Here is a 24464-nt window from a genome sequence, read left to right on the forward strand (position 1 = left end):
ACGACTCTACTGGTGAACCGGGACCGGTTCGGACACGGGTTCGGCGTCACGGCCCGCGAGCCGCTCCCGCCAGGCGGCCAGCACCGCGGCGTCGGTCGCCGACGTGGCCAGCGAGACGATCACGTACGCGGCCAGGGAGAGGAGCAGTCCGTAGTAGACGGGCTCGTTCGCGAGGATGCCGAACGAGGCCATCAGGCCGATGACGGCGACCCCTCCGACGACGACGGAGGCGAGCGCGCCCTGGACCGTGCCCCGCTTCCACAGCAGGCCGCCGAGGATCGGGACGAGCAGACCGGCGACGAGCAGGTTGTAGGCGACGGTCAGCGCCTCGACCACGTTGTTGAGCGCGATCGCCGTGCAGATGACGGCGATGCCCATGACCAGGATGAAGACGCGGTTGCCCTTGACCTCGTCGTGGTCGTCACCGGCGTCACGCTTCACGGCGCCGCGCAGCCGCGACCAGATGTCGTTGTTGGCGACGGTGGCGCAGGCGATCAGGGCGCCGGACGAGGTGGACATCACGGCTGCGAGGGCCGCGGCGAGCACCAGTCCGCGTACGCCGACCGGGAGTTCGTCCTTGACGATGGTCGCGAAGGCGGTGTCGGCACTGGGCAGCTTCGGGTACATGACCTTGGCCGCGGTGCCGATGACGGCGCCGGCGACGGCGTACACCAGGCAGTAGGTGCCGGCGACGGTACCGCCCCACCTGGCGGTCGTGTCGTTGCGCGCGGTGAACACGCGCTGCCAGATGTCCTGGCCGATCAGCATGCCGAACGTGTAGATCAGCACATAGGTGAAGATGGTCTCGCCGCCGAAACCCAGCGGGTCGAAGTACTCGGTGGGCAGCTTGGCCTTCATCGCGGAGAAGCCGCCGGCCTTGACGACCGCGATGGGCAGCAGCAGGAGCAGCACGCCGACGGTCTTGACCACGAACTGCACCATGTCGGTGAGGGTGATCGACCACATGCCGCCGAGGGTCGAGTACGCGACGACGATCGAGCCGCCGAGGATGATCGCGAGCGTCCGGTTCATGTCGAAGAGGACGTCGAAGATCGTGGCGTACGCGATGGTCGAGGTGACCGCGAGCATCAGGGTGTACGCCCACATGACGACACCGGAGATGACCCCGGCCCGGCCGCCGTAGCGCAGGTCGAGCATCTCGGAGACGGTGTAGACCTTCAGGCGGGCGATGCGGGCGGAGAAGAAGACGCTGAGCGCCAGCAGGCCGAGGCCGATGGTGAAGACCATCCAGGCGCCGGAGAGCCCGTACTGGTAGCCGAGGCCCACACCGCCGATGGTGGACGCGCCACCGAGGACGATGGCGGCCATGGTGCCGGAGTACATGACGGGGCCGAGCCGCCGTCCCGCGACGAGGAAGTCGCTCTTGGACTTGGCGCGGCGCATACCCCACCAGCCCATGGCCAGCATGCCGGCCAGATAGACGACGATCACTGTGTAGTCGACGGCCATGAGTCTCCTCCAGGCGTTCGGTGGCGTGTCGTGCGGGGATGTGGGGGACGAGCCGGCAACTGATCGCGGGGACATCCGCCCGTACCCGTGGCTACCGGTCGGGACCGACATTAGGTGGCCGGAAAGCGACTGCGAAGTGTACGTTTCATCCATTCGACCCGAACGGGATGGAGGAAACGTCCACCGTGCCGGACCCACAGTCACCGTCCGCCCCCGCCGTGTCCGCTCCGGCGGTACCGCCGACCCCGCCGGTACCGCTGTCGGCGCTGCTGGCCCGTGAGGATCTGGGTCTGCGCCTGATCGCCGGGCCCGCGGAACCCGACACGGTGATCCACTGGGCGCACACCTCGGAGATGGCCGACCCCTTCCCGTACCTGCTGGGCGGGGAGCTGCTGCTGACCGCCGGGGTCCATGTGCCCGCCGCGGCCGGTGCCGACGGCGGCACCCCCGGCCCGGGCGGCGACGCGGGCACCCCGGGTTCGGACGACGACGGGAGCACCCCCGGTGCGGACCCGGACCCCGGCCCGGACGGAGCCGGGAGCCACGGGGACTACTTCGACGGCTATGTCTCCCGCATCGTCGCGGCGGGCGGCGCGGCCCTGGGCTTCGGCCTCGCGCCGGTGCACGACACGGTCCCGCGCGCCCTGGTCGCGGCCTGCGACACCTACGGGCTGCCGCTGCTGGAGGTCCCGCCCCGGACGACGTTCTCCGGGGTCGCCCGCGCGGTGTGGCAGCTCATGGCCCGGGCCCGGCTGGCCGAGCTGCGCCGGGTGACCGAGGCCCAGCAGAGCCTGGCGGCGGCCGCCGCACGCCCCGATCCGGTCCCGGCGGTACTGCGTCAGCTGGCCCGGCACGTCAACGGCCGGGCGGTGCTGTACGGCCCGGAGGGCACGGAACTGGCCCGCGCCGGACGGCTCCCGTCCTCCGGCCCGCAGACGGCACGCCCCGCGAACCCGCCCGGCGCCACGCCTGCGGCCGCCCCCGCCCCGACCGGCCTGACGACTGCGGACCGCTCGATCGGGACCGCCCCGAGAACGCCGGCCTCCCCACCGGCACCGGACCACCAGACACCGGCCGACGCAACGGCTCCGGACCGCCCGACACCAGCCACCCCAACGACCCCGGACCACCCGACACCGGCCACCCGAACAGCTCCGGACCACCAGACACCGGCCACCCCGACGCCCCCGGACCACCCGGCACCAGCCAACCCCCCGACCCCGGACCATCCGGCACCAGCCGACCCCCCGGCTCCCGGCCACCCCGCGGACGACGTGTCTCCCGAGGTGCTGCTCCGCGAGCTGGCCGGTGTCGTGCGGCCGCGTAAGGCCCAGGGGCCCGCTCCCTCCTCGGCCACCGACACCGTGGGCGGTGTCCACCTGGCGGCCTACGCCCTCGGCAGCGGCCAGGGCTTCGTCCTCGGGGTCGCCGCGCCGCGCCGCGACCCCGGCGACCACACGATCGCCTCCGTCGCGTCCGTGCTGCTCTCCCTCCTCACCGGGGAGCACCAGAGCGCGAGCGGGGCCGCGCGGTCGGCGGCCCTGGTGCGGCTGCTGCTCGGGGCCGCGCCGGAGGCGGTGGCGCCGCTGCTCGGCGGTGAGCGGTGGGTGGTCGTGCACGCGCGCCCCGCCGGGGACGGCCCCGCCCCGGACGCCGTCTCCGCCTCCGCGCTGGCGGCCGCGCTGGGCTCCGCACTGGTGGACGCGGGCGGCGACGTCGTACGCGTCCTCGTCCCCGGCGACCGCGAGCCCGCCGCGCAGCCGGGCTGGACCTGCGGGGTGAGCGCGCCCGCGGGCCCGCACGGATGGGCGGCCGCCGACACCCAGGCGGCCCGCGCGCTGACCCGCGCCAGGGCCACCCGGGCGGCACTGGTCCGGCACGGCGACCGTCCCGCGCTCGCCGACCTCGTCCCTCCGGCGGACGCGGAGGCCCACGCGGACGCCCTCCTCGCCCCCGTCGCCGGGACCTCCGCCCTGACCGAGACCCTGCGCACCTGGCTCTCCCTGCACGGCAGTTGGGACCGCACGGCGGTGGCCCTGTCCGTCCACCGCAACACCGTCCGCCAACGCATCGCCCGCTGCGCCGCGTTGCTGGACACGGACCTCGACGACCCGGACGTACGCATGGAGTTGTGGTTCGCGCTCAGGGAGAACTGAACACGGGCCGCCCGGACCGGCCCCGGGGTCCCGACACCCGAGTGACGCCCGTCCCAGCGACCGGGACAGCCGCACCCCGGGCCGGAGCGCACCGGCACAATGGTGGTATGCCGATACCCGGGACGCCCAGCCGCGCCGAACTCGTCGACCATCTCGTGAAGACCCGTATCGCGGGCGATGTCGCCACGCCCCGCGAGAACAACCTCTCCCACTACCGCAAGCTGGCGAACGGCGAGCGCAACTGGTGGCTCGGTCTGGAACTCGGTGACCGCTGGAGCGACGAGCAGGACGTGCTCGCGGTGATGGCGGAGCGCGTCGGCGTCAACGACGACCCGGAGTACCGGTACGGCCGGGACACCATCGACCCCGAGCTGACCGTGGACGCGCTGGACCGTCTCGCGGCGCGGCTGCGCAAGGCGGCCGAGGACCGGCAGCGGGTGCTGTTCGCGACGGGTCACCCCGGCGGGCTGCTGGACGTGCACCGGGCCACGGCCGCCGCCCTGCGCGCCGCCGGCTGCGAGATCGTGGTGATCCCGGACGGGCTCCAGACGGACGAGGGTTACGTCATGCAGTTCGCCGACGTGGCGGTCCTGGAGCACGGCGCCACGCTGTGGCACACCCACTCGGGCGAGCCGATGCGCGCGATCCTCACCGCGCTGGAGCGGGAGGGCCGCCCGCTGCCCGACCTGGTCGTGGCCGACCACGGCTGGGCCGGTTTCGCGGGGCAGCACGGGGTGGACTCCGTGGGATACGCCGACAGCAACGACCCGGCGCTCTTCCTCGCCGAGTCGGAGGGCACGCTCCAGGTCGTGGTCCCGCTCGACGACCACGTCGTCAGCCCGAGACACTACGACCCGATGACGGCGTATCTGCTCGACGCGGCGGGCCTGAAGTAGGCGTCGGCCGCCCCCGGCGACCGGTCCGGAAGCCGCCCGACCGGTCGCATCACCATTGGTCGCATGACCTTTGGTCGCATCACCCCTGGTCACGACACCCCTGACCACGACACGCTCGGTCGCACCGCTCCTGATCGCGCCGGCCTTGGTCGTACCCCCTGGCCCCTCCCCCTCACGGCCAGGGATTCAGCCCCTCGGACCGCCGCTGGGCGTACCCGGGAGTCGGGTCCAGATACACCCGGGTCACCGAGGGGAACACCGACCTGAGCCGGTCCTCGGCCTGTTCGCAGGCCCACTCGATCTGGGCCGCGGTCGACGCGTCCCGGAAGTCGACCTTGGCGGCGATGAGCGCCTCGCGCGGCCCCTGCATGAGCGTCGTCAGCTCCAGTACGGCCTCCACGTGCTCCACCTCCAGCAGCTCCGCACGGATCCGCTCCCGCATCGGCCTGGGCAGCGGCCGTCCGATCAGCAGCTCCGCGTTGGAGCGGCCGAGCACCCAGGCGACGTAGAGCAGCAGGAGCCCGATGAGCAGGGAGGCGACGCCGTCCCAGACGCCCGATCCGGTGAGCTGGCCGCCGAGCAGACCGCCCGCGGCGAACGCGAGTCCCACGAGCGCGGCCGAGTCCTCCATGACGACGGCCTTCACGGCGGTGTCGGGCGTGCGCCGCAGATAGGTCTTGAAAGGGGCGTCGACCCTGGCGGCCTCGCCGCGCGCCTGCCGCAGTCCCGTCCGCAGCGAGAAGCCCTCCAGGAGGAAGGCGACGGCCAGGACGATGTACGACACGAGCGGGTCCCCGAGCTGCTCGCCCGCGACGAGGGTGTGGACGCCGTCGTAGATCGAGAAGACCGCCCCGCCGACGAAGGTGGCGACGGCGGCGAGCAGGGCCCAGATGTAGCGCTCGGGGCCGTAGCCCAGCGGATGGTCCTCGTCGGCCGGCTTCTCGCTGCGTTTGAGCGCCGTGAGCAGCAGCAGTTCCGTGACGGTGTCGGCCACGGAGTGGGCGGCCTCCGACAGCATCGCGCTGGAGCCGCTGATGACACCGGCGACCGCCTTGGCGAGGGCGATCCCGAGATTGGCGGCTGCGGCGACGATCACCGTGGTGACGCTCTCGCCGCCGCCCGCCTCCCCGCCCGCACCCGCGCTTCCGCCCGCGTCGCCGCCGTCCGCCTGCCGCGCTGCCGCTTCCGTCATCCCCCAGTCATACCGGGGAACGCCTACCGCGGGACGCGGACCACGCCCTCCTGGATCACCGAGATGGCCAGCCGGCCGTCCTGGGTGTAGATCCGGGCCTGGCCGAGGCCCCGGCCGCCCGACGCGGACGGCGACTCCTGGTCGTAGAGCAGCCATTCGTCGGCGCGGAAGGGGCGGTGGAACCACATCGCGTGGTCCAGTGAGGCACCGACGACGTCGCCGGTCACCCAGCCGCCGCGCCCGTGCGCGAGCAGGATGGAGTCGAGGAGCGTCATGTCCGAGACGTAGGTGGCGAGGACGACGTGCAGCAGCGGGTCGTCCGCGAGCTTGCCGTTGGTGCGGAACCACACCTGGGAGCGCGGTTCGCGGGCCTCGCCGACGGTGCCGTACGGCGGCGCGTCGACATAGCGCAGGTCGACGGACTCGCGGGCCTCCAGGATGCGTGCCACGACCTCGGCGTCGGTGAAGACGTCGGCGTACCTCGACAGCAGTTCGGCGGCCGTGGGCAGCGTCTCCGGGTCGGGTGCGGGCGGCATCGGGGCCTGGTGCTCCATGCCCTCCTCGTACGTCTGGAAGGACGCGGAGAGGTGGAAGATCGGCTGTCCGTGCTGGACCGCGACCACCCGGCGGGTGGTGAAGGAGCGGCCGTCGCGGATGCGGTCCACGGAGTACACGATGGGCGCGCCGGGGTCACCGGTCCGCAGGAAGTAGGCGTGCAGGGAGTGGGCGAGCCGGTCCTCGGGGACCGTGCGCCCGGCGGCGACCAGTGCCTGCGCCGCCACCTGCCCGCCGAAGACGCGCGGAATGACGGCCGACCGTGACTGGCCTCGGAAGATGTCCTCCTCGATCCGCTCGAGATCGAGCAGATCGAGGAGAGACTGAAGTGCCTCGCTCATAAGGCAGTTGTACCGTGCAGTCTTTTCGTGGGCCTTACAGGCCCATGTCCTTGGCGATGATCGTCTTCATGATCTCGCTGGTCCCGCCGTAGATGCGGTTGACGCGGTTGTCCGCGTACAGGCGCGCGATCGGGTACTCGTTCATGAAGCCGTAGCCGCCGTGGAGCTGGAGGCAGCGGTCGATGACGCGGTGCGCGACCTCGGTGCAGAACAGCTTGGCGCTGGCGGCCTCGGCCGGGGTCAGCTCACCGGCGTCGAGGGCCTCGAGGGCGCGGTCGGCGACGGCCTCGGCCGCGTCCACCTCGGCCTGGCAGGCGGCCAGCTCGAACTTGGTGTTCTGGAAGGAGGCGACCGACTTGCCGAAGACGGTGCGCTCCTGGACGTACTCCTTGGCGAACCGGACGGCGGCCTTGGCCTGCGCGTAGGCGCCGAAGGCGATGCCCCAGCGCTCGGAGGCGAGGTTGTGGCCGAGGTAGTAGAAGCCCTTGTTCTCCTCGCCGAGCAGGTCCTCGACGGGCACCTTCACGTCGACGAACGCCAGCTCGGCGGTGTCGGAGGTCTTCAGGCCGAGCTTGTCGAGCTTGCGGCCGATGGAGTAGCCCTCGGACTTGGTGTCCACGGCGAACAGGGAGATGCCGAAGCGGCGGTCCTCGGCGGTGGGCGCGGAGGTGCGGGCGCAGACGATCACGCGGTCGGCGTGGACGCCACCGGTGATGAAGGTCTTGGAGCCGTTGAGGACGTAGTGCGTGCCGTCCTCGGAGAGCTTGGCGGTGGTCTTCATGCCCGCGAGGTCGGAGCCGGTGCCCGGCTCGGTCATCGCGAGGGCCCACATCTCCTCGGCGCTGACGAACTTCGGCAGGAAGCGCTTCTTCTGCTCGTCGGAGGCGAGCATCTTGATGTAGGGCAGGCCGAGCAGCACGTGCACACCGGAGCCGCCGAACTGGACACCGGCGCGCGCGGTCTCCTCGTACATCACGGCTTCGAACTTGTACGAGTCGATGCCGGCGCCGCCGAACTCCTCGTCCACGCGGATGCCGAAGACACCGAGCTCGGCGAGCTTGTAGTAGAAGTCGCGCGGCGCCTGGCCGGCGGCGAACCACTCGTCGTAGACCGGAACGACCTCGGCCTCGATGAAGGCGCGCAGGGTCTCCCGGAACGCCTCGTGGTCCTCGTTGAACACAGTACGGCGCACCGCCGCCACCTCCGCCTGGATATGGGTTATGTCTAAGCGCTTGCTCAGATACGAGGTTACCCGCCGGTCACGAGCGCCGTCCAGGGGTCACCCCCCGAGACGCTCGTCACCCTCGGGAACCATGGGAGCCACAGGAGCCACCGCGGCCGCCCCGAAGGCCCCTCTCGCCATCCGGTGCAGCAGCTCCGCCGTCACCGCCCGCCCCGGCAGCGCGCCCGGCCGCCCCAGGTGAGGAGTCGAGTTCAGCAGGCCGAAGACCGAGTGCACGGCCGAACGGGCGGCCGGCTCCATCAGCTCCGGATACACCTCGCGGACCACCTCCACCCACAGCTCGACGTACTGGCGCTGGAGCTGGCGCACGAGCTTGCGGTCGCTGTCCCGCAGGCGGTCCAGCTCGCGGTCGTGCAGGGTGATCAGAGGGCGGTCGTCGAGCGCGAAGTCGATGTGCCCCTCGATGAGCGAGTCGAGGAGGCACCCGGCGCTCCCCTCGGCCTGGGTCTCGGCCTCCGCCACCCTGCGCCGGCCGCCCGTGAGCAACTGCCCGCTGATGCCCACCAGCAGCTCGGCGAGCATCGCGTCCTTGCCGGCGAAGTGCCGGTAGAGACCGGGGCCGCTGATGCCGACCGCCGCTCCTATCTCATCCACTCCCACGCCGTGGAAACCGCGCTCGGCGAAGAGCCGGGCGGCCTCCCTGAGGATCTGCTCGCGCCGGGTGGGGGCGTCGGTTCTGGTGGCCATGAAATCAATTCTAGACATCGCGGTTAGCGGTCGTTAACCTGAAGGAGTTGCGTTAACGCTCATTAACTGGTCGACCACCTGGTGAGGGGACCGCAGGATGCAAGAGGCACCGGAGCTGACGAGCGCGGCTGATCCCGCGTCGGAGGCCTGGAGGGCCAACGAGGCGGCACACCGCGCGCTGGGCGAGGAGCTGCGCCGCAAGCTGGCCGCGGTTCGGCTCGGCGGCGGTGAGAGGGCACGCGCCCGGCACACCGCGCGCGGCAAGCTGCTGCCCCGCGACCGGGTGGACGCCCTGCTCGACCCCGGCTCCCCGTTCCTGGAGCTGGCGCCGCTGGCCGCCGACGGGATGTACGACGGAGCGGCCCCGGCCGCCGGCGTCATCGCCGGGATCGGCCGGGTCAGCGGGCGCGAGTGCGTGATCGTCGCCAACGACGCCACCGTCAAGGGCGGCACGTACTACCCGATGACGGTGAAGAAGCACCTGCGCGCCCAGGAGGTCGCGCTGGAGAACCGTCTGCCCTGCGTCTATCTCGTCGACTCCGGAGGCGCCTTCCTGCCCATGCAGGACGAGGTGTTCCCCGACCGCGAGCACTTCGGGCGGATCTTCTACAACCAGGCGCGGATGTCCGGCGCCGGCATCCCGCAGATCGCGGCCGTCCTCGGCTCCTGCACGGCGGGCGGCGCCTATGTGCCGGCGATGAGCGACGAGGCCGTGATCGTCCGCAACCAGGGCACGATCTTCCTGGGCGGTCCGCCGCTGGTGAAGGCCGCCACCGGTGAGGTCGTCACGGCCGAGGAGCTGGGCGGTGGCGAGGTCCACTCGCGGGTTTCGGGCGTCACCGACCATCTCGCCGAGGACGACCCGCACGCGCTGCGGATCGTCCGCGACATCGTCGCCACGCTCCCCGCGCGCGGGACGCTCCCCTGGGAGGTCACGGCCGCCGTCGAGCCCGAGGTCGACCCGCACGGGCTGTACGGCGCGGTGCCGGTCGACTCCCGCACCCCCTACGACGTGCGCGAGGTCATCGCCCGCGTGGTCGACGGCTCCCGATTCGCCGAGTTCAAGGCCGAGTTCGGGCAGACCCTGGTCACCGGCTTCGCGCGGATCCACGGACACCCGGTCGGGATCGTCGCCAACAACGGCATCCTGTTCTCCGAGTCCGCCCAGAAGGGCGCCCACTTCATCGAGCTGTGCGACCAGCGCGGCATCCCGCTGGTGTTCCTCCAGAACATCTCCGGGTTCATGGTGGGCCGCCAGTACGAGGCCGGCGGCATCGCCAAGCACGGCGCGAAGATGGTGACGGCCGTCGCCTGCACCCGGGTGCCGAAGCTGACCGTCGTGATCGGCGGTTCGTACGGCGCGGGCAACTACTCGATGTGCGGCCGGGCCTACTCGCCGCGCTTCCTGTGGATGTGGCCCGGAGCCAAGATCTCCGTGATGGGCGGCGAGCAGGCCGCCTCGGTCCTCGCGACCGTCAAGCGCGACCAGATCGAGGCGCGCGGCGAGTCCTGGCCGGCCGCGGACGAAGAGGACTTCAAGGACCCGATCCGCCGGCAGTACGAGCAGCAGGGCAGCGCCTACTACGCGAGCGCCCGGCTGTGGGACGACGGTGTGATCGACCCGACGGAGACCCGGCAGGTCCTCGGACTCGCCTTGACCGCCTGCGCCAACGCGCCCCTGGGTGACCCCCAGTTCGGCGTCTTCCGGATGTGAGGGAACCCATGTTTGACACGGTGCTTGTGGCCAACCGGGGCGAGATCGCCGTACGCGTCATCCGTACCCTGCGCGCGCTCGGCGTGCGTTCGGTGGCCGTCTTCTCGGACGCCGACGCGGAAGCCCGGCACGTCCGGGAGGCCGACACCGCGGTGCGGATCGGACCGGCGCCCGCGTCGGAGAGCTATCTGTCGGTGGAGCGGCTGCTGGAGGCGGCGGCCCGCACCGGCGCCCAGGCGGTGCACCCGGGCTACGGCTTCCTCGCCGAGAACGCCGGCTTCGCGCGGGCCTGCGCGGACGCCGGACTGGTCTTCATCGGCCCGTCCGCCGAGGCGATCTCCCTGATGGGCGACAAGATCCGCGCCAAGGAGACGGTGAAGGCGGCCGGTGTCCCGGTCGTCCCCGGCTCCTCCGGCAGCGGTCTGACGGACGCCGAACTGATCGCGGCCTCCCGGGAGATCGGCGTGCCGGTGCTCCTGAAGCCGAGCGCGGGCGGCGGCGGCAAGGGCATGCGCCTGGTGCGGGACCTCACGGTCCTGGCCGACGAGATCGCCGCCGCCCGGCGCGAGGCGCGGGCCTCCTTCGGCGACGACACGCTGCTCGTCGAGCGCTGGGTCGACCGGCCCCGGCACATCGAGATCCAGGTCCTGGCGGACGGGCACGGCAACGTCGTGCACCTGGGCGAGCGCGAGTGCTCCCTCCAGCGCCGCCACCAGAAGATCATCGAGGAGGCGCCCAGCGTGCTCCTGGACGACGCCACGCGGGCCGCGATGGGCGAGGCGGCCGTCCAGGCGGCCCGCTCCTGCGGCTACCGGGGCGCGGGCACGGTCGAGTTCATCGTCCCCGGCGGCGACCCTTCCTCGTACTACTTCATGGAGATGAACACCCGCCTCCAGGTGGAGCACCCGGTCACCGAGCTGGTGACCGGCCTCGACCTCGTCGAGTGGCAGCTGCGGGTCGCCGCCGGCGAGCATCTGCCGTACGGGCAGGCGGACATCACCCTCACCGGGCACGCGGTGGAGGCCCGTATCTGCGCCGAGGACCCGGCGCGCGGCTTCCTGCCCTCCGGGGGCACCGTGCTCGCCCTGCGCGAGCCGCAAGGAGACGGGGTACGCACCGACTCGGGCCTCTCCGAGGGCACCGAGGTCGGCAGCCTCTACGACCCGATGCTCTCCAAGGTCATCGCGTACGGCCCCGACCGCCCGACGGCGCTGCGCAGGCTTCGGGCCGCCCTCGCCGACACGGTCACGCTCGGGGTCCAGACGAACGCGGGCTTCCTGCGCCGGCTGCTGGCCCACCCTGACGTGGTGGCCGGCGACCTGGACACCGGACTGGTCGAGCGGGAGGCGGAGGGCCTGGTCCCGGACGGGGTGCCGGAGGAGGTGTACGAGGCGGCGGCGGCCGTCAGGCTCGCCGCTCTGGAGCCCGCGGCAGAGGGCTGGACCGACCCGTTCTCGGTGCCGAGCGGATGGCGGCTCGGCGGCACACCGAAGCCGGTCGGCTTCTCCCTGCGGGTCCTCGACCCCGTGGAGTACACCCCGCGCGGCACCCACACGGTCACCGCCGACAGGGTCGCGGTGACGCTCGACGGGGTGCGCCACACCTTCCACCGTGCCGCCGACTGGATCGGCCGCGACGGCGACGCCTGGCATGTGCGCGACCACGACCCGGTGGCCGCGTCTCTCACCGGATCCGCCCACGCGGGCGCCGATTCGCTGACCGCGCCCATGCCGGGCACGGTGACCGTCGTGAAGGTCGCCGTCGGCGACGAGGTGGCCGCCGGGCAGAGCCTGCTGGTGGTCGAGGCGATGAAGATGGAGCACGTCATCTCCGCGCCGCACGCCGGGACGGTCAGCGAGCTGGACGTCACCGCGGGCACGACCGTCGCCATGGACCAGGTCCTGGCGGTCATCACTCCCGCGGAGGAGACGGAATGAACACGTCCGAGCTCGGCCTGCCGATGCCCGTACCGGCCCAGGACCTGCCCGCACAGGTACGGATCTACGAGGTCGGCGCGCGCGACGGGCTCCAGAACGAGAAGGCGACCGTACCGACCGAGGTGAAGGCGGAGTTCATCCGGCGCCTCGCGGACGCCGGACTGGGCACGATCGAGGCGACCAGCTTCGTCCACCCGAAGTGGGTTCCCCAACTGGCGGACGCGGAGCAGCTGTTCCCGCAGGTCGCCGACCTGCCGGTGGCTCTTCCGGTGCTGGTGCCGAACGAGCGCGGGCTGGAGCGGGCGCTGGCGCTCGGCGCCCGGCACGTGGCCGTCTTCGCCAGCGCGACGGAGTCCTTCGCGAAGGCCAACCTCAACCGGACGGTCGACGAGTCGCTCGCCATGTTCGAGCCGGTGGTGAGCCGCGCGAAGGACGCGGGCCGCGCGGTCCGCGGCTATGTCTCGATGTGCTTCGGCGACCCGTGGGAGGGAGCCGTCCCGGTCCATCAGGTCGTCCGCGTCTGCAAGGCGCTGATGGACATGGGCTGCGACGAGCTGAGCCTCGGCGACACGATCGGTGTGGCGACACCGGGCCATGTGCAGGCCCTGCTCGCCGAGCTGAACGAGGAGGGCGTGCCCACCAGCGCGCTCGGCGTGCACTTCCACGACACCTACGGCCAGGCGCTGTCCAACACGCTGGCCGCCCTCCAGCACGGCGTCGCCACCGTCGACGCCTCCGCGGGCGGCCTCGGCGGCTGCCCGTACGCGAAGTCCGCGACCGGCAACCTCGCCACGGAAGACCTCGTATGGATGCTCCAGGGCCTCGGTATCGACACCGGGGTCGACCTCGGCCGCCTCACCGCCACGAGCGTGTGGATGGCCGGACAACTGGGCCGACCCAGCCCGTCCCGCACCGTCAAAGCACTCGGTCAAACGACTCAGTCCCACCAGGAGTGAACAGCATGTCCCTGGACCACCGACTGTCCCCCGAGCTCGAAGAACTCCGCCGTACGGTCGAGGAGTTCGCCCACGACGTCGTGGCGCCGAAGATCGGCGACCTCTACGAGCGGCACGAGTTCCCGTACGAGATCGTGCGGGAGATGGGCCGTATGGGCCTGTTCGGGCTGCCGTTCCCCGAGGAGTACGGCGGCATGGGCGGCGACTATCTCGCCCTCGGCATCGCCCTGGAGGAGCTGGCCCGGGTCGACTCGTCCGTGGCCATCACCCTGGAGGCGGGCGTCTCGCTCGGCGCCATGCCGATCCACCTCTTCGGCACCGAGGAGCAGAAGCGGGAGTGGCTCCCCCGGCTCTGCTCCGGCGAGATCCTGGGCGCCTTCGGCCTGACCGAGCCGGACGGCGGCTCGGACGCGGGCGCGACCCGTACGACGGCCCGGCTCGACCCCGAGACGGACGAGTGGGTCATCAACGGCAGCAAGTGCTTCATCACCAACTCCGGCACGGACATCACGGGCCTGGTGACGGTCACCGCGGTCACCGGCCGCAAGCCCGACGGCAAGCCGCTGATCTCCGCGATCATCGTGCCCTCCGGCACGCCCGGCTTCACGGTCGCCGCCCCGTACTCGAAGGTCGGCTGGAACGCCTCCGACACCCGTGAGCTGTCCTTCGCGGACGTGCGCGTCCCGGCGGCCAACCTGCTCGGGGAGGAGGGCCGCGGCTACGCGCAGTTCCTGCGCATCCTGGACGAGGGCCGCATCGCCATCGCGGCGCTGGCCACGGGTCTGGCGCAGGGCTGTGTCGACGAGTCGGTCAAGTACGCCAAGGAACGGCACGCGTTCGGACGTCCGATCGGCGCCAACCAGGCGATCCAGTTCAAGATCGCCGACATGGAGATGAAGGCGCACATGGCCCGCGTGGGCTGGCGCGACGCCGCGTCCCGTCTCGTCGCCGGCGAGCCCTTCAAGAAGGAGGCGGCGATCGCCAAGCTGTACTCCTCCACGATCGCCGTCGACAACGCCCGTGACGCCACCCAGGTCCACGGCGGCTACGGCTTCATGAACGAGTACCCGGTCGCCCGTATGTGGCGCGACTCCAAGATCCTGGAGATCGGTGAGGGCACGAGCGAGGTCCAGCGGATGCTGATCGCCCGCGAACTGGGGCTCTCCGGCTGAGTCCCGCGCGCTACCGGCACACCGCGGCCACCGGCCGGGCACCCGCCCGCCGGTGGCCGCAGCGCGTTCGGCGCCGCCCGTGTGTCGCCGCGTCAGCGGACGTACCGCACGGGCGGATCGCGGAGCGCGGATCTCGGACCCGGCCGGGCACCCGCCCCCTGGACAAGTGGTGAGGTTAGGCTAACCTACCTTCGAACTCGTCCGGCGGGCGTTACCCGCCCCGTGCCGAAAGCAGCCACACTCATGCCCAACGCCCGTGCCACCCACCTCACCCGTCGCGGCATCCTCGCCGCGGGCGGCGCCCTCGGCCTCGGTGCCGTCCTCGCCGCCTGCGGCGAGGACAACGACTCGAAAAGCGGTGGCTCGGAGTCGACGAAGGCCGCCGAGAAGTCGGGCCCGTGGACGTTCAAGGACGACCGCGGCACGACCGTGAAGCTGGACAAGGCGCCGGCGAACATCGTCGCCTTCACGGGTGTCGCCGCGGCCCTGTTCGACTACGGCATCGAGGTCAAGGGCGTCTTCGGCCCGACGAAGACCAAGGACGGCAAGGCCGATGTCCAGGCCGGCGACATGGACATCAGCAAGCTGACGATCCTCGGCAACGAGTGGGGCCAGTTCAACATCGAGAAGTACGCGGGCCTCGCCCCCGATGTCCTGATCTCGACGATGTTCGACACCGCGGGCACCCTCTGGTACGTCCCCGAGGAGTCCAAGGACAAGATCCTCAAGCTGGCCCCGAGCGTCGGCGTCTCCGTCTACGACGTGCAGATGCCCCAGCCGCTCCAGCACATGTTCGCGCTGGCCGAGTCCCTCGGCGCCGACGTGAAGTCCGCCCGGATCACCGAGGCGAAGAAGAAGTTCGAGACGGCCGCCGAGCGGCTGCGCAAGGCCGCCAAGGCCCGCCCCGAGATCAAGGTGCTCGCCGGCAGCGCGAGCCAGGACATCTTCTACGTCTCCGGCTCGAACCTCTCCATCGACCTGGAGTACTTCAAGGCGCTCGGCGTGAACATCGTCGAGCCCTCCGCCAAGGCCCTGAAGGCGAGCGGCGGCTGGTTCGAGAACCTGAGCTGGGAGAACGTCGACAAGTACGCGGCCGACGTCATCATCATGGACGACCGTTCCCAGACCATCCAGCCGGCCGACATCACCGAGGCCACCTGGAAGAAGCTGCCCGCCGTCAAGGCCGGCCAGGTCATCGCCCGGACGCCCGAGCCGATCCTCTCGTACGCCAAGTGCGCCCCGATCCTCGACCGGCTGGCCGAGGCCATCGAGAACGCGAAGAAGGTCGCCTGACCCTCCCTCCGTGTCCGCCTGACGCCATCTCAGGAGCACTCATGACGACGGCCGTGGCCGCCCCGTTCCGTTTCTTCTCCCTCAGGGTCGTGACGACGAGGCGGCTCGGCCCGTCTCTGGTCCGGGTGACCTTCGCGGGACCCGATCTGCGCGCGTTCCACTCCGACGGGCGCGATCAGTCCCTCTCGCTGTTCCTGCCGCACCCCGGCCAGAGCGAACCCGCCGTCCCCTTCGAGCTCGGCGACGACTGGTGGCAGGGCTGGCGCGAACTGCCCGACGACGTACGGGCGGTGATGCGCTCGTACACCCTGCGCGCGCTGCGCCGCGACCCCGACGAGATCGACATCGACTTCGCGCTGCACGGCACGGAGCCGGACGCGGCCGTCCCCGCGGGGCCCGCCTCGCGCTGGGCGGCCGGCGCACGGGCCGGTGACCGCGTGGTGCTGCTCGGACCCGCCGTCGAGGACAACCGGGCCATCCGCTTCCGGCCGCCCGCGGACACCGACCTGGTGGTCCTGTGGGGCGACGAGACGGCCGTCCCCGCCGCCTCCGCCATCCTGGAGTCCCTGCCGGCCGGACTGCGCGTCCGCGCCTGGCTGGAGGTCCATCACGCGGCGGACATCCAGGATCTGGTGACGGCCGCCGACGCGGAGATCACCTGGCTCGTCCGGGACGAGCACTCCGGCACGGGCTCCCCCGGCACTCCCCCGGCCCTGGACGCGCTGCGGACCGCGCAACTCCCGCCCGCCGAGGCGCCGTACGCCTGGATCGCGGGCGAGTCCGGCTGCGTGAAGGAGCTGCGCCGCCATCTCGTACGGGAGCGCGGCATCGACCGTCGCCGGGTCACCTTCGTGGGCTACTGGCGGCGGGGGCTGAGCGAGGAGCAACTGCGGGAGCGGGGCGAGTAGTTCGCGGTTTCCGGCCGCGGCCTCGCGAAAAGGTCCGGTCCGGGCGCACGCCACGAAAGACACAGGTGGGGCGGGGTCGCCGCTCGACTTAGGTTAGGCTAACCTAAGTTGAACGTCGCGACTTCGCCCTTTCTCCTGTCCCGCTCGGACTCTCCCCCGCACGGAGGACCCCCACATGCGCTCGCACCTGCTCAACGACACCACCGCGGACCGGTACCGCCGCTCCGTGACCGAAGGCGTCGAGCGGGTGGCGGCCAGACTCGCCACCACCGACCGCCCGTTCACGGGTGTCACGGTCGACGAACTCGCTCCCCGCATCGAGCGGATCGACCTCGACAAGCCCCTGCACGACACCACGGCCGTTCTCGACGAGCTCGAAGAGGTCTACCTCCAGGACGCGATCTACTTCCACCACCCGCGCTACCTCGCCCACCTCAACTGCCCGGTCGTCATCCCGGCCGTGCTCGGCGAGGCCGTCCTTTCCGCCGTCAACTCCTCGCTGGACACCTGGGACCAGTCGGCCGGCGGCACCCTCATCGAGCGCAGGCTCATCGACTGGACCAACGAGCGGATCGGTCTCGGCCCGGCCGCCGACGGGGTGTTCACCAGCGGCGGCAGCCAGTCCAACCTCCAGGCCCTGCTGCTGGCCCGCGAGGAGGCGAAGGAGGTCGGGGAGGACCGGCGGGACGGGAAGGCGGGGGACGGGCTCGGCAGGCTGCGCGTCTTCGCCTCCGAGGTCAGCCACTTCAGCGTCAAGAAGTCGGCCAAACTCCTCGGCCTCGCCGCCGACGCCGTCGTCTCGATCCCCGTCGACCACGACAAGCGCATGCAGACGGTCGCCCTGGCCCGCGAGCTGGAGCGCTGCCGGGCGGACGGCCTCGTCCCCATGGCCGTCGTCGCCACCGCGGGCACCACCGACTTCGGCTCCATCGACCCGCTGCCCGAGATCGCGGAACTGTGCTCCCAGTTCGGCACCTGGATGCACGTCGACGCGGCCTACGGCTGCGGCCTGCTCACCTCGCTGAAGAACCGGGACCGCATCGACGGCATCGAGCGCGCCGACTCCGTCACCGTCGACTACCACAAGTCCTTCTTCCAGCCCGTGAGTTCCTCGGCCGTGCTGGTCCGGGACGCCTCGACCCTGCGCCACGCCACCTACCACGCGGAGTACCTCAACCCGCGCCGCATGGTCCAGGAGCGCATCCCCAACCAGGTCGACAAGTCCCTCCAGACCACCCGCCGCTTCGACGCCCTGAAGCTGTGGATGACGCTGCGCACGATGGGCGCCGACGGCATCGGCGAACTCTTCGACGAGGTGTGCGAGTTGGCGGCGGAGGGCTGGAAGCTTCTCGCCGCCGACCCGCGCTTCGACGTCGTCGTGGAGCCCTCGCTCTCCACCCTCGTCTACCGCTACATCCCGGCCGCCGTCACCGACCCGGCCGAGATCGACCGCGCCAACCTGTATGCCCGCAAGGCCCTGTTCGCCTCCGGCGACGCCGTCGTCGCGGGCACCAAGGTCGGCGGACGCCACTACCTGAAGTTCACCCTGCTCAACCCCGAGACCACGAGGGACGACATCGCCGCCGTCCTCGATCTGATCGCCGGCCACGCCGAGCAGTACCTGGGAGAGTCCCTTGACCGCGCTTGCTGAATCCACGGACACGACCTACGACTTCGTGGGGATCGGGCTCGGCCCCTTCAATCTCGGACTCGCCTGCCTGACCGAGCCGATCGCCGAACTGAACGGCGTCTTCCTGGAGTCGAAGCCCCACTTCGAGTGGCACTCCGGCATGTTCCTGGAGGGCGCGCACCTCCAGACCCCGTTCATGTCCGACCTGGTCACCCTCGCCGACCCGACCTCCCCGTACTCCTTCCTCAACTACCTGAAGGAATCGGGCCGTCTGTACTCGTTCTACATCCGCGAGAACTTCTACCCGCTGCGGGTCGAGTACGACGGCTACTGCCGCTGGGCCGCGGACAGGCTGAGCAACGTCCGCTTCTCCACGACGGTCGCCGAGGTCACGTACGAGGACGGGCTGTACGTCGTGCGCACCGAGGGCGGTGACGTGTTCCGCGCCCGTCGCCTGGTCCTCGGCACCGGCACCTCTCCGCACGTCCCGGAGGCCTGCACCGGCCTCGGCGGCGACTTCATCCACAACTCCCGCTACATGCAGCACAAACGGGAGCTCCAGGCCAAGGACTCGATCACCCTCGTCGGCAGCGGCCAGTCCGCCGCCGAGATCTTCCACGACCTGCTGAGCGAGATCGACGTCCACGGCTACCGGCTGAACTGGGTGACCCGCTCGCCGCGCTTCTTCCCCCTCGAATACACCAAGCTGACGCTGGAGATGACCTCCCCGGAGTACATCGACTACTTCCACGCGCTGCCCGAGCCGACCCGCTACCGCCTCCAGTCGGAGCAGAAGGGCCTCTTCAAGGGCATCGACGGCGAGCTGATCGACGCGATCTTCGACCTGCTCTACCAGAAGAACCTCGGCGGCCCGGTCCCCGCCCGGCTGCTCACCAACTCCGCGCTCGAGACGGCGCGTTACGATCGGGGCACGTACACCCTCGGGTTCCGCCAGCAGGAGCAGGACAAGGACTACGAGCTGCGCTCGACGGGCCTGGTGCTGGCCACCGGGTACCACTACGCCGAGCCCGCGTTCCTCGCGCCGGTCCGCGGCCGGCTCCGCTACGACAGCCGCGGCAACTTCGACGTGGCCCGCAACTACGCCATCGACGTCACGGGGAGCGGGATCTTCCTCCAGAACGCGGGCGTCCACACCCACTCGATCACCTCACCGGACCTCGGCATGGGCCCGTACCGCAACGCGTCCATCATCCGCGAGCTGCTCGGCACCGAGTACTACCCGGTCGAGAAGACCATCGCGTTCCAGGAGTTCTCCGTATGACCACCACGACCGCAGTCGGCACCTTCACCGTCCGCCCCCTCGACCCCGTCGAGGACGCCCCCCTGCTGCACGGGTGGGTGACGCATCCCAAGGCCGCCTTCTGGATGATGCAGGGAGCGAGACTGCACGACGTGGAGCGCGAGTACATGGCCGTCGCGGCCAGTGAGCACCACGACGCGTTCCTCGGACTGCTGGACGGCGAACCCGTCTTCCTGATGGAGCGCTACGACCCCCGGTACGTCGAACTCGTCGGCCTGTACGAGCCGGAGCCCGGCGATGTCGGCATGCACTTCCTGGTCGCCCCGAGCGACACACCCGTGCACGGCTTCACCCGGGCCGTGATCACCGCGGTGATGGAGCAACTGTTCGCCGACCCGGCCACCCGCCGGGTGGTCGTCGAGCCCGACGTGGCCAACACGGCCGTGCACGCCCTGAACGAGGCGGTCGGCTTCGTGCCCGAGCGGGAGATCCAGAAGCCCGAGAAGAAGGCGCTGCTGAGCTTCTGCACCCGGGAACGGTTCGCGAAGGCGGTGGCCGCATGAGCCTCGCCGAGAGCGTCGCCCACCTCTCCCCCGAGCGCTGGGCCGAGGCCTGCCGTCTCCTCCTGCGCAAGGCGCTCGCCGAGTTCGCCCACGAGCGGCTGATCACGCCGCGAGCCCTGCCGGACGGCCGGTACGAGGTCCGCGGCGACGACGGGCTGACGAGCTACCGGTTCACCGCGACCCGGCGCCGGCTCGACCACTGGCAGGTGGCCCCCGAGTCCATCACCCGGCACCGCGACGGCGGCGAACTCCCGCTGTCGGCAATGGACTTCTTCATCGAGCTGAAGGAGTCGCTCGGTCTGAGCGACGAGATCCTGCCGGTCTACCTGGAGGAGATCTCCTCCACCCTCGCGGGCACCTGCTACAAGCTCGCCAAGCCGCGGATACCCGTCCGCGAGCTGGCCGGCGCCGGTTTCCAGGCCATCGAGACCGGGATGACGGAGGGGCACCCCTGCTTCGTCGCCAACAACGGGCGGCTCGGCTTCGGTGTGCACGACTATCTCGCCTACGCCCCCGAGACCGCGAACCCGGTCCGGCTGGTGTGGCTGGCGGCGCACCGCTCACGGGCCGCCTTCACGGCGGGCGTCGGCATCGAGTACGAGTCGTTCGTGCGGGACGAGCTGGGACCGGAGACGGTCGAGCGGTTCGCCCGGACGCTGAGCGGCCAGGGCCTCGATCCCGAGGACTACCTGCTCATACCGGTCCACCCCTGGCAGTGGTGGAACAAGCTGTCCGTGACGTTCGCCGCCGAGGTCGCCCAGCGGCGCCTGGTGTGTCTCGGCGAGGGCGACGACGAGTACCTGGCCCAGCAGTCCATCCGGACCTTCTTCAACACCAGCAGCCCGCACAGGCACTACGTGAAGACGGCACTGAGCGTCATCAACATGGGCTTCATGCGCGGTCTGTCCGCCGCCTACATGGAGGCGACGCCGGCCATCAACGACTGGCTGGCCCAGCTCGTCGAGAGCGACCCGGTGCTGAAGTCCACCGGCCTGTCGGTCATCCGGGAGCGGGCGGCCGTCGGCTACCGGCACCTGGAGTACGAGGCGGCCACCGACCGCTACTCCCCGTACCGCAAGATGCTGGCCGCGCTGTGGCGCGAGAGCCCGGTCCCCTCGCTCCAGGAGGGCGAGTCCCTGGTGACGATGGCCTCCCTCGTCCATGTCGACCACGAGGGCGCCTCGTTCGCGGCCGCGCTGATCGAGCGGTCGGGTCTCGCGCCGGTGGAGTGGCTGCGCGGCTATCTGCGCGCCTACCTCACCCCGCTGCTTCACAGCTTCTACGCCTACGACCTGGTCTACATGCCGCACGGCGAGAACGTCATCCTGGTCCTGGCGGACGGGGCGGTGCGGCGGGCGGTCTACAAGGACATCGCCGAGGAGATCGTGGTCATGGACCCGCAGGCGGTGCTGCCGCCCGCGGTCGAGCGGGTCCGGGCCGACGTCCCCGACGACATGAAGCTGCTGTCGATCTTCACGGACGTCTTCGACTGCTTCTTCCGCTTCCTGGCCGCCCAGCTGGCGGACGAAGGGGTCATCGGCGAGGAGGACTTCTGGCGGACGGTCGCCGAGTCGGTGCGCGCCTACCAGGATTCGATGCCCGAACTCGAAGACAAGTTCCGGCAGTACGACCTGTTCGCGCCTGAGTTCGCGCTGTCCTGCCTCAACAGGCTCCAGTTGCGCGACAACCGGCAGATGGTCGACCTGGCGGATCCGTCGGGCGCCCTTCAGCTGATCGGCACCCTGAAGAACCCGATCGCCGGGTTCTGAGCACCGGCTCGCGGGCCGCGGCCCACGAGCCCCGCGTACGGGCGGGCGCCCCGGAGACGGTCCTCCGGGGCGCCCGCCCTTTTTCGCTAGCCCGCCGGCCAGGGGACCTGGGGCGAGCGGTAGTAGCCGATACCCAGGGCGTCCCAGCGGGGTCCCTGGGCGGCGAGCCGCACCTTGTAGGTGTCCCAGTCGTGCGTCGAGGCCGGCGACCAGCCGAGCTCGGCGGCGCCGGGCAGCCTCGGGAAGGCCATGACGTCGATGTCGGCGGAGCTCCGGATCGTCTCCGTCCACAGCGGCGCCTCGACGCCCTTGACGGCCGAGGCGGGCACCCCGGGGAGGTAGCTCCCCGGGTTCCAGTCGTACGCCCGCCGTACCTCCACCAGACCGGCCCAGTCCTGCCCGAGCGGGGTGTCGGCGGTGTACTTCATGTCGAGGTAGAGCCGGTCCGCGGGCGACAGCACGACCCCGGTGCCGTTCCGCGCTGCCTGGGCGACCTGCTCCTTCTCCTCGGCGCTGGTGTCGTCGAGCCCCCAGTACTGCGCGATGGCGCCCTTCGCCGCGGTGGCCCCGGTCAGCTGGTGCCAGCCCATCACCTTCTTGCCGTACTTCGCGACGATCGGCTGCACCTTGTCCATGAAGGTCACGTAGTCGGCGTGGCTGGTGGAGTGCGCCTCGTCGCCGCCGATGTGGAGGTACGCGCCGGGGGTGATCGCCGCCAGCTCGCGGATCACGTCGTCCACGAAGGAGTACGTCAGCGGCTTGCCGACGCACAGCGAGCTGAAGCCGACGTCGGTGCCGGTGTAGAGCGGCGGCGCGACCCCGTCGCAGTTCAGGTCCGCGTACGAGGAGAGGGCTGCGTTGGTGTGCCCGGGCATGTCGATCTCGGGGACGACCTCCAGATAGCGGGAGGCCGCGTAGCGGACGATCGCGCGGTAGTCGGCCTTGGTGTAGAAGCCGCCCTGCCCGCCGCCGACCTCGGTGGAGCCGCCGTGGGTGGCGAGCCGGGGCCAGGAGTCGACCGCGATGCGCCAGCCCTGGTCGTCGCTCAGGTGCAGATGCAGCTTGTTGACCTTGTAGAGCGCCAGTTCGTCGATGTAGCGCTCGACCTGGGCGACGGTGAAGAAGTGCCGGGAGACGTCGAGCATGGCACCGCGGTAGGCGTAGCGCGGGGTGTCCTTGATGGTGCCGCCGGCGATCAGCCAGGGTCCGTGCCGGACGGACCTCTTCTCGACGGCGGCGGGCAGCAGCTGACGCAGGGTCTGGACGCCGTGGAAGAGGCCCGCGGGCCGGCCGGCGGTGATGGTGACGCCCGAGGCGCCGCTGTCGAGCCGGTAGCCCTCGTCACCCAGTCCCTTGCCGCCGAGCCGGAGCCGGATCGCTCCCCCGCCGTGCGAGCCGACCGGCAGCCGGTAGCCCGTGGAGGGCCGCAGGATGCCCGCGAGGTACTCGCCGACCGCGCGGGCCTCGCGCGAGTCGTCGACGCGGATGCGGGTGTCACCGGTGATGCGGTACGGGGATCCACCCGGGGCGACGGAGGCCGGGGCCGGGACGACGCGGCCCAGCGGAGCGGCGGCCGCCGTGTGCGGTGCCGCGCCGACGAGCGAGATGCTGGCCGCCGCCACGAGCAGCAGCGTACCGAGAAGGCGGGGCGTTCTGCGGTGCTGTCTCACATGCGCTCCCTTCGGTGCCCGGCGCCGGCTCTCCCGGCCGGTCCTCGGCCGCTCTCCGCGCCGTGCCCCTCATATGTGGTCGAGACGTCTGATTGGTCGAGACCACTCTGCCGCAGACACGGTGGAACAATCCCCGTCATGGCGGAAATCATCCAGCGGGACGGCACGTGGATCTTCGACGGCGACGCTCTGCGGCTGACGCCGGGCCGGGACAGGAACGTCGGCCTGCTGCGCCGGACGCTGGGTGAACTCACCGTGCCGCTCGGCGCGTTGGCGGGTGTCTCGCTGGAGCAGGGCAGGAAGGCCGGGCGGCTCAGGCTCCGGCTGCGCGACGGCGCCGATCCGCTGCTCCAGGCGACCGGCGGAAAGCTCGCGGAGCCGAACGACCCGTATCAGCTGGCGGTGGAGGCCGACCGTCTCGGCGTCGCCGAGTACTTCGTGGACGAGGTCAGGGGCGCGCTGCTCCTCGACGAGGTCCCCTCCGGCCCGGTGGACGGCTATCTGCTGCCCGGCCCGGCGGTGCCGCTGTCCGCTTCCGCGGGGGACGGCACGGCGAGCTTCGACGGCGAGCGCGTACGGCTGGAGTGGAACTGGAAGACCGAGGACGCGAAGTCCGCGTCGGGCACCCGGACCCTCGCGCTCGGCGAGATCGCGGCCGTCGAGTGGCGCCCGGCGGCCGGGCTGGAGAACGGCTGTCTGCGCTTCACCGTGCGCGGCGCCCGTACCGAGGCCCCGCCGAAGTACGACCCCAACTCCGTGGAGCTGTGGGGCTTCAAGAGGGACCCGCTGATGGCTCTGGTCGCGGCGGCCGTGCAGGCGAGGCTGCCGCATCCGGCGACGCCGGCCGGGCAGCGGCTCGACGAGGAGCCGGCCGGGCAGGCTCCGGCCCCGGAGCCGGAGCCCCGGGCCGACCACGACGCCCTCCTGCGCAGGCTGCGCGAACTGGGCGAGCTGCGCAAGGAGGGCGTCCTGACGGACGAGGAGTTCACACTGGCCAAGCAGGCGGTCCTCAAGCGCCTGTAGGAACAGGCGGGCGAGGACCGCCGCTCAC

The 24464-nt window shown here is 71.3% G+C and carries 19 protein-coding genes; 13 read left to right on the forward strand and 6 right to left on the reverse strand.

All coding sequences use genetic code 11. From position 1 onward, the window contains the following. Window positions 1-6: 6 nt before the first annotated feature. Window positions 7-1470: a sodium:solute symporter gene (locus tag ABZV42_RS35650; protein ID WP_356055616.1), complete on the reverse strand. Its 1464-nt coding sequence runs from the start codon at window positions 1468-1470 to the stop codon at window positions 7-9. Between the two features lie 167 nt (window positions 1471-1637). Between ABZV42_RS35650 and ABZV42_RS35655 the strand changes: the two genes are divergently transcribed. Together ABZV42_RS35655 and ABZV42_RS35660 are read left to right on the forward strand one after the other, a co-directional pair. Continuing rightward, window positions 1638-3626 (forward strand): helix-turn-helix domain-containing protein, encoded by a 1989-nt coding sequence (locus tag ABZV42_RS35655; protein WP_356055618.1) that lies wholly within the window; start codon window positions 1638-1640, stop codon window positions 3624-3626. A 107-nt stretch (window positions 3627-3733) separates the two neighbouring features. After that, window positions 3734-4522 carry a phosphatase gene (locus tag ABZV42_RS35660; RefSeq protein ID WP_355988833.1) on the forward strand — a complete coding sequence of 263 codons (789 nt, stop codon included), beginning with the start codon at window positions 3734-3736 and terminating at the stop codon, window positions 4520-4522. Between the two features lie 172 nt (window positions 4523-4694). Here the strand turns inward: ABZV42_RS35660 and ABZV42_RS35665 are convergent, their stop codons facing one another. From ABZV42_RS35665 to ABZV42_RS35680, 4 genes are all read right to left on the reverse strand, one after another. Then, the gene (locus tag ABZV42_RS35665) at window positions 4695-5714 is read right to left on the reverse strand and encodes a cation diffusion facilitator family transporter (RefSeq protein WP_355988830.1); all 1020 of its coding nucleotides are present in this window, start codon (window positions 5712-5714) and stop codon (window positions 4695-4697) included. A gap of 23 nt (window positions 5715-5737) precedes the next feature. After that, on the reverse strand, window positions 5738-6610 hold the full coding sequence (tesB, locus tag ABZV42_RS35670) for an acyl-CoA thioesterase II (protein WP_355988827.1): 873 nt from the start codon (window positions 6608-6610) through the stop codon (window positions 5738-5740). 34 nt (window positions 6611-6644) lie between these two features. Beyond that, a complete protein-coding gene (locus ABZV42_RS35675) occupies window positions 6645-7802 on the reverse strand; it encodes an acyl-CoA dehydrogenase family protein (protein WP_355988824.1) in 1158 nt (385 codons plus the stop codon). An 87-nt stretch (window positions 7803-7889) separates the two neighbouring features. Next, window positions 7890-8540 (reverse strand): TetR/AcrR family transcriptional regulator, encoded by a 651-nt coding sequence (locus ABZV42_RS35680; protein WP_356055620.1) that lies wholly within the window; start codon window positions 8538-8540, stop codon window positions 7890-7892. A 97-nt stretch (window positions 8541-8637) separates the two neighbouring features. Between ABZV42_RS35680 and ABZV42_RS35685 the strand changes: the two genes are divergently transcribed. From ABZV42_RS35685 to ABZV42_RS35730, 10 genes are all read left to right on the forward strand, one after another. After that, entirely contained in the window at window positions 8638-10254 is a 1617-nt protein-coding gene (locus tag ABZV42_RS35685) for a carboxyl transferase domain-containing protein (protein WP_356055622.1), read from the forward strand. Window positions 10255-10262: 8 nt separating this feature from the next. Then, window positions 10263-12191 (forward strand): biotin carboxylase N-terminal domain-containing protein, encoded by a 1929-nt coding sequence (locus tag ABZV42_RS35690; protein WP_355988816.1) that lies wholly within the window; start codon window positions 10263-10265, stop codon window positions 12189-12191. Beyond that, entirely contained in the window at window positions 12188-13147 is a 960-nt protein-coding gene (locus tag ABZV42_RS35695) for a hydroxymethylglutaryl-CoA lyase (protein ID WP_355988813.1), read from the forward strand. Before ABZV42_RS35690 ends, ABZV42_RS35695 begins: the two co-directional genes overlap by 4 nt. Before the next feature lie 11 nt (window positions 13148-13158). Then, complete coding sequence (locus tag ABZV42_RS35700) at window positions 13159-14319, forward strand: acyl-CoA dehydrogenase family protein (protein WP_355988861.1); 1161 nt, start codon at window positions 13159-13161, stop codon at window positions 14317-14319. A 243-nt stretch (window positions 14320-14562) separates the two neighbouring features. After that, window positions 14563-15612 carry an ABC transporter substrate-binding protein gene (locus ABZV42_RS35705; protein ID WP_355988810.1) on the forward strand — a complete coding sequence of 350 codons (1050 nt, stop codon included), beginning with the start codon at window positions 14563-14565 and terminating at the stop codon, window positions 15610-15612. Between the two features lie 41 nt (window positions 15613-15653). Beyond that, entirely contained in the window at window positions 15654-16520 is an 867-nt protein-coding gene (locus ABZV42_RS35710; protein WP_355988807.1) for a siderophore-interacting protein, read from the forward strand. Window positions 16521-16695: 175 nt separating this feature from the next. Then, window positions 16696-18171 carry a lysine decarboxylase DesA gene (desA, locus tag ABZV42_RS35715; protein ID WP_355988804.1) on the forward strand — a complete coding sequence of 492 codons (1476 nt, stop codon included), beginning with the start codon at window positions 16696-16698 and terminating at the stop codon, window positions 18169-18171. After that, window positions 18155-19432 carry a SidA/IucD/PvdA family monooxygenase gene (locus tag ABZV42_RS35720; RefSeq protein ID WP_356055624.1) on the forward strand — a complete coding sequence of 426 codons (1278 nt, stop codon included), beginning with the start codon at window positions 18155-18157 and terminating at the stop codon, window positions 19430-19432. Before desA ends, ABZV42_RS35720 begins: the two co-directional genes overlap by 17 nt. Continuing rightward, window positions 19429-19974: a GNAT family N-acetyltransferase gene (locus tag ABZV42_RS35725; protein ID WP_355988799.1), complete on the forward strand. Its 546-nt coding sequence runs from the start codon at window positions 19429-19431 to the stop codon at window positions 19972-19974. The genes ABZV42_RS35720 and ABZV42_RS35725 overlap by 4 nt, the downstream gene beginning before the upstream one ends. Further along, window positions 19971-21743: an IucA/IucC family siderophore biosynthesis protein gene (locus tag ABZV42_RS35730; RefSeq protein ID WP_356055626.1), complete on the forward strand. Its 1773-nt coding sequence runs from the start codon at window positions 19971-19973 to the stop codon at window positions 21741-21743. Before ABZV42_RS35725 ends, ABZV42_RS35730 begins: the two co-directional genes overlap by 4 nt. Before the next feature lie 86 nt (window positions 21744-21829). On the opposite strand, the gene ABZV42_RS35735 is transcribed toward ABZV42_RS35730, so the two are convergent. Continuing rightward, complete coding sequence (locus tag ABZV42_RS35735; protein WP_356055628.1) at window positions 21830-23413, reverse strand: beta-N-acetylhexosaminidase; 1584 nt, start codon at window positions 23411-23413, stop codon at window positions 21830-21832. Window positions 23414-23551: 138 nt separating this feature from the next. On the opposite strand from ABZV42_RS35735, the gene ABZV42_RS35740 reads away from it, so the two are divergent. Beyond that, window positions 23552-24436 carry a DUF4429 domain-containing protein gene (locus ABZV42_RS35740; RefSeq protein ID WP_355988792.1) on the forward strand — a complete coding sequence of 295 codons (885 nt, stop codon included), beginning with the start codon at window positions 23552-23554 and terminating at the stop codon, window positions 24434-24436. Window positions 24437-24464: the final 28 nt, after the last annotated feature.

It is taken from the genome of Streptomyces sp. NPDC005281 (assembly GCF_040607495.1).
Taxonomy (GTDB): Bacteria; Actinomycetota; Actinomycetes; order Streptomycetales; family Streptomycetaceae; genus Streptomyces.

Bases quoted from the DNA above. Each gene is read 5' to 3' on its own strand.
- ABZV42_RS35650 (WP_356055616.1), bottom strand. From the start codon at position 1,470: ATGGCCGTCGACTACACAGTGATCGTCGTCTATCTGGCCGGCATGCTG.
- ABZV42_RS35655 (WP_356055618.1), top strand. From the start codon at position 1,638: ATGGAGGAAACGTCCACCGTGCCGGACCCACAGTCACCGTCCGCCCCC.
- ABZV42_RS35660 (WP_355988833.1), top strand. From the start codon at position 3,734: ATGCCGATACCCGGGACGCCCAGCCGCGCCGAACTCGTCGACCATCTC.
- ABZV42_RS35665 (WP_355988830.1), bottom strand. From the start codon at position 5,714: ATGACGGAAGCGGCAGCGCGGCAGGCGGACGGCGGCGACGCGGGCGGA.
- tesB (WP_355988827.1), bottom strand. From the start codon at position 6,610: ATGAGCGAGGCACTTCAGTCTCTCCTCGATCTGCTCGATCTCGAGCGG.
- ABZV42_RS35680 (WP_356055620.1), bottom strand. From the start codon at position 8,540: ATGGCCACCAGAACCGACGCCCCCACCCGGCGCGAGCAGATCCTCAGG.
- ABZV42_RS35685 (WP_356055622.1), top strand. From the start codon at position 8,638: ATGCAAGAGGCACCGGAGCTGACGAGCGCGGCTGATCCCGCGTCGGAG.
- ABZV42_RS35690 (WP_355988816.1), top strand. From the start codon at position 10,263: ATGTTTGACACGGTGCTTGTGGCCAACCGGGGCGAGATCGCCGTACGC.
- ABZV42_RS35695 (WP_355988813.1), top strand. From the start codon at position 12,188: ATGAACACGTCCGAGCTCGGCCTGCCGATGCCCGTACCGGCCCAGGAC.
- ABZV42_RS35705 (WP_355988810.1), top strand. From the start codon at position 14,563: ATGCCCAACGCCCGTGCCACCCACCTCACCCGTCGCGGCATCCTCGCC.
- ABZV42_RS35710 (WP_355988807.1), top strand. From the start codon at position 15,654: ATGACGACGGCCGTGGCCGCCCCGTTCCGTTTCTTCTCCCTCAGGGTC.
- desA (WP_355988804.1), top strand. From the start codon at position 16,696: ATGCGCTCGCACCTGCTCAACGACACCACCGCGGACCGGTACCGCCGC.
- ABZV42_RS35725 (WP_355988799.1), top strand. From the start codon at position 19,429: ATGACCACCACGACCGCAGTCGGCACCTTCACCGTCCGCCCCCTCGAC.
- ABZV42_RS35730 (WP_356055626.1), top strand. From the start codon at position 19,971: ATGAGCCTCGCCGAGAGCGTCGCCCACCTCTCCCCCGAGCGCTGGGCC.
- ABZV42_RS35740 (WP_355988792.1), top strand. From the start codon at position 23,552: ATGGCGGAAATCATCCAGCGGGACGGCACGTGGATCTTCGACGGCGAC.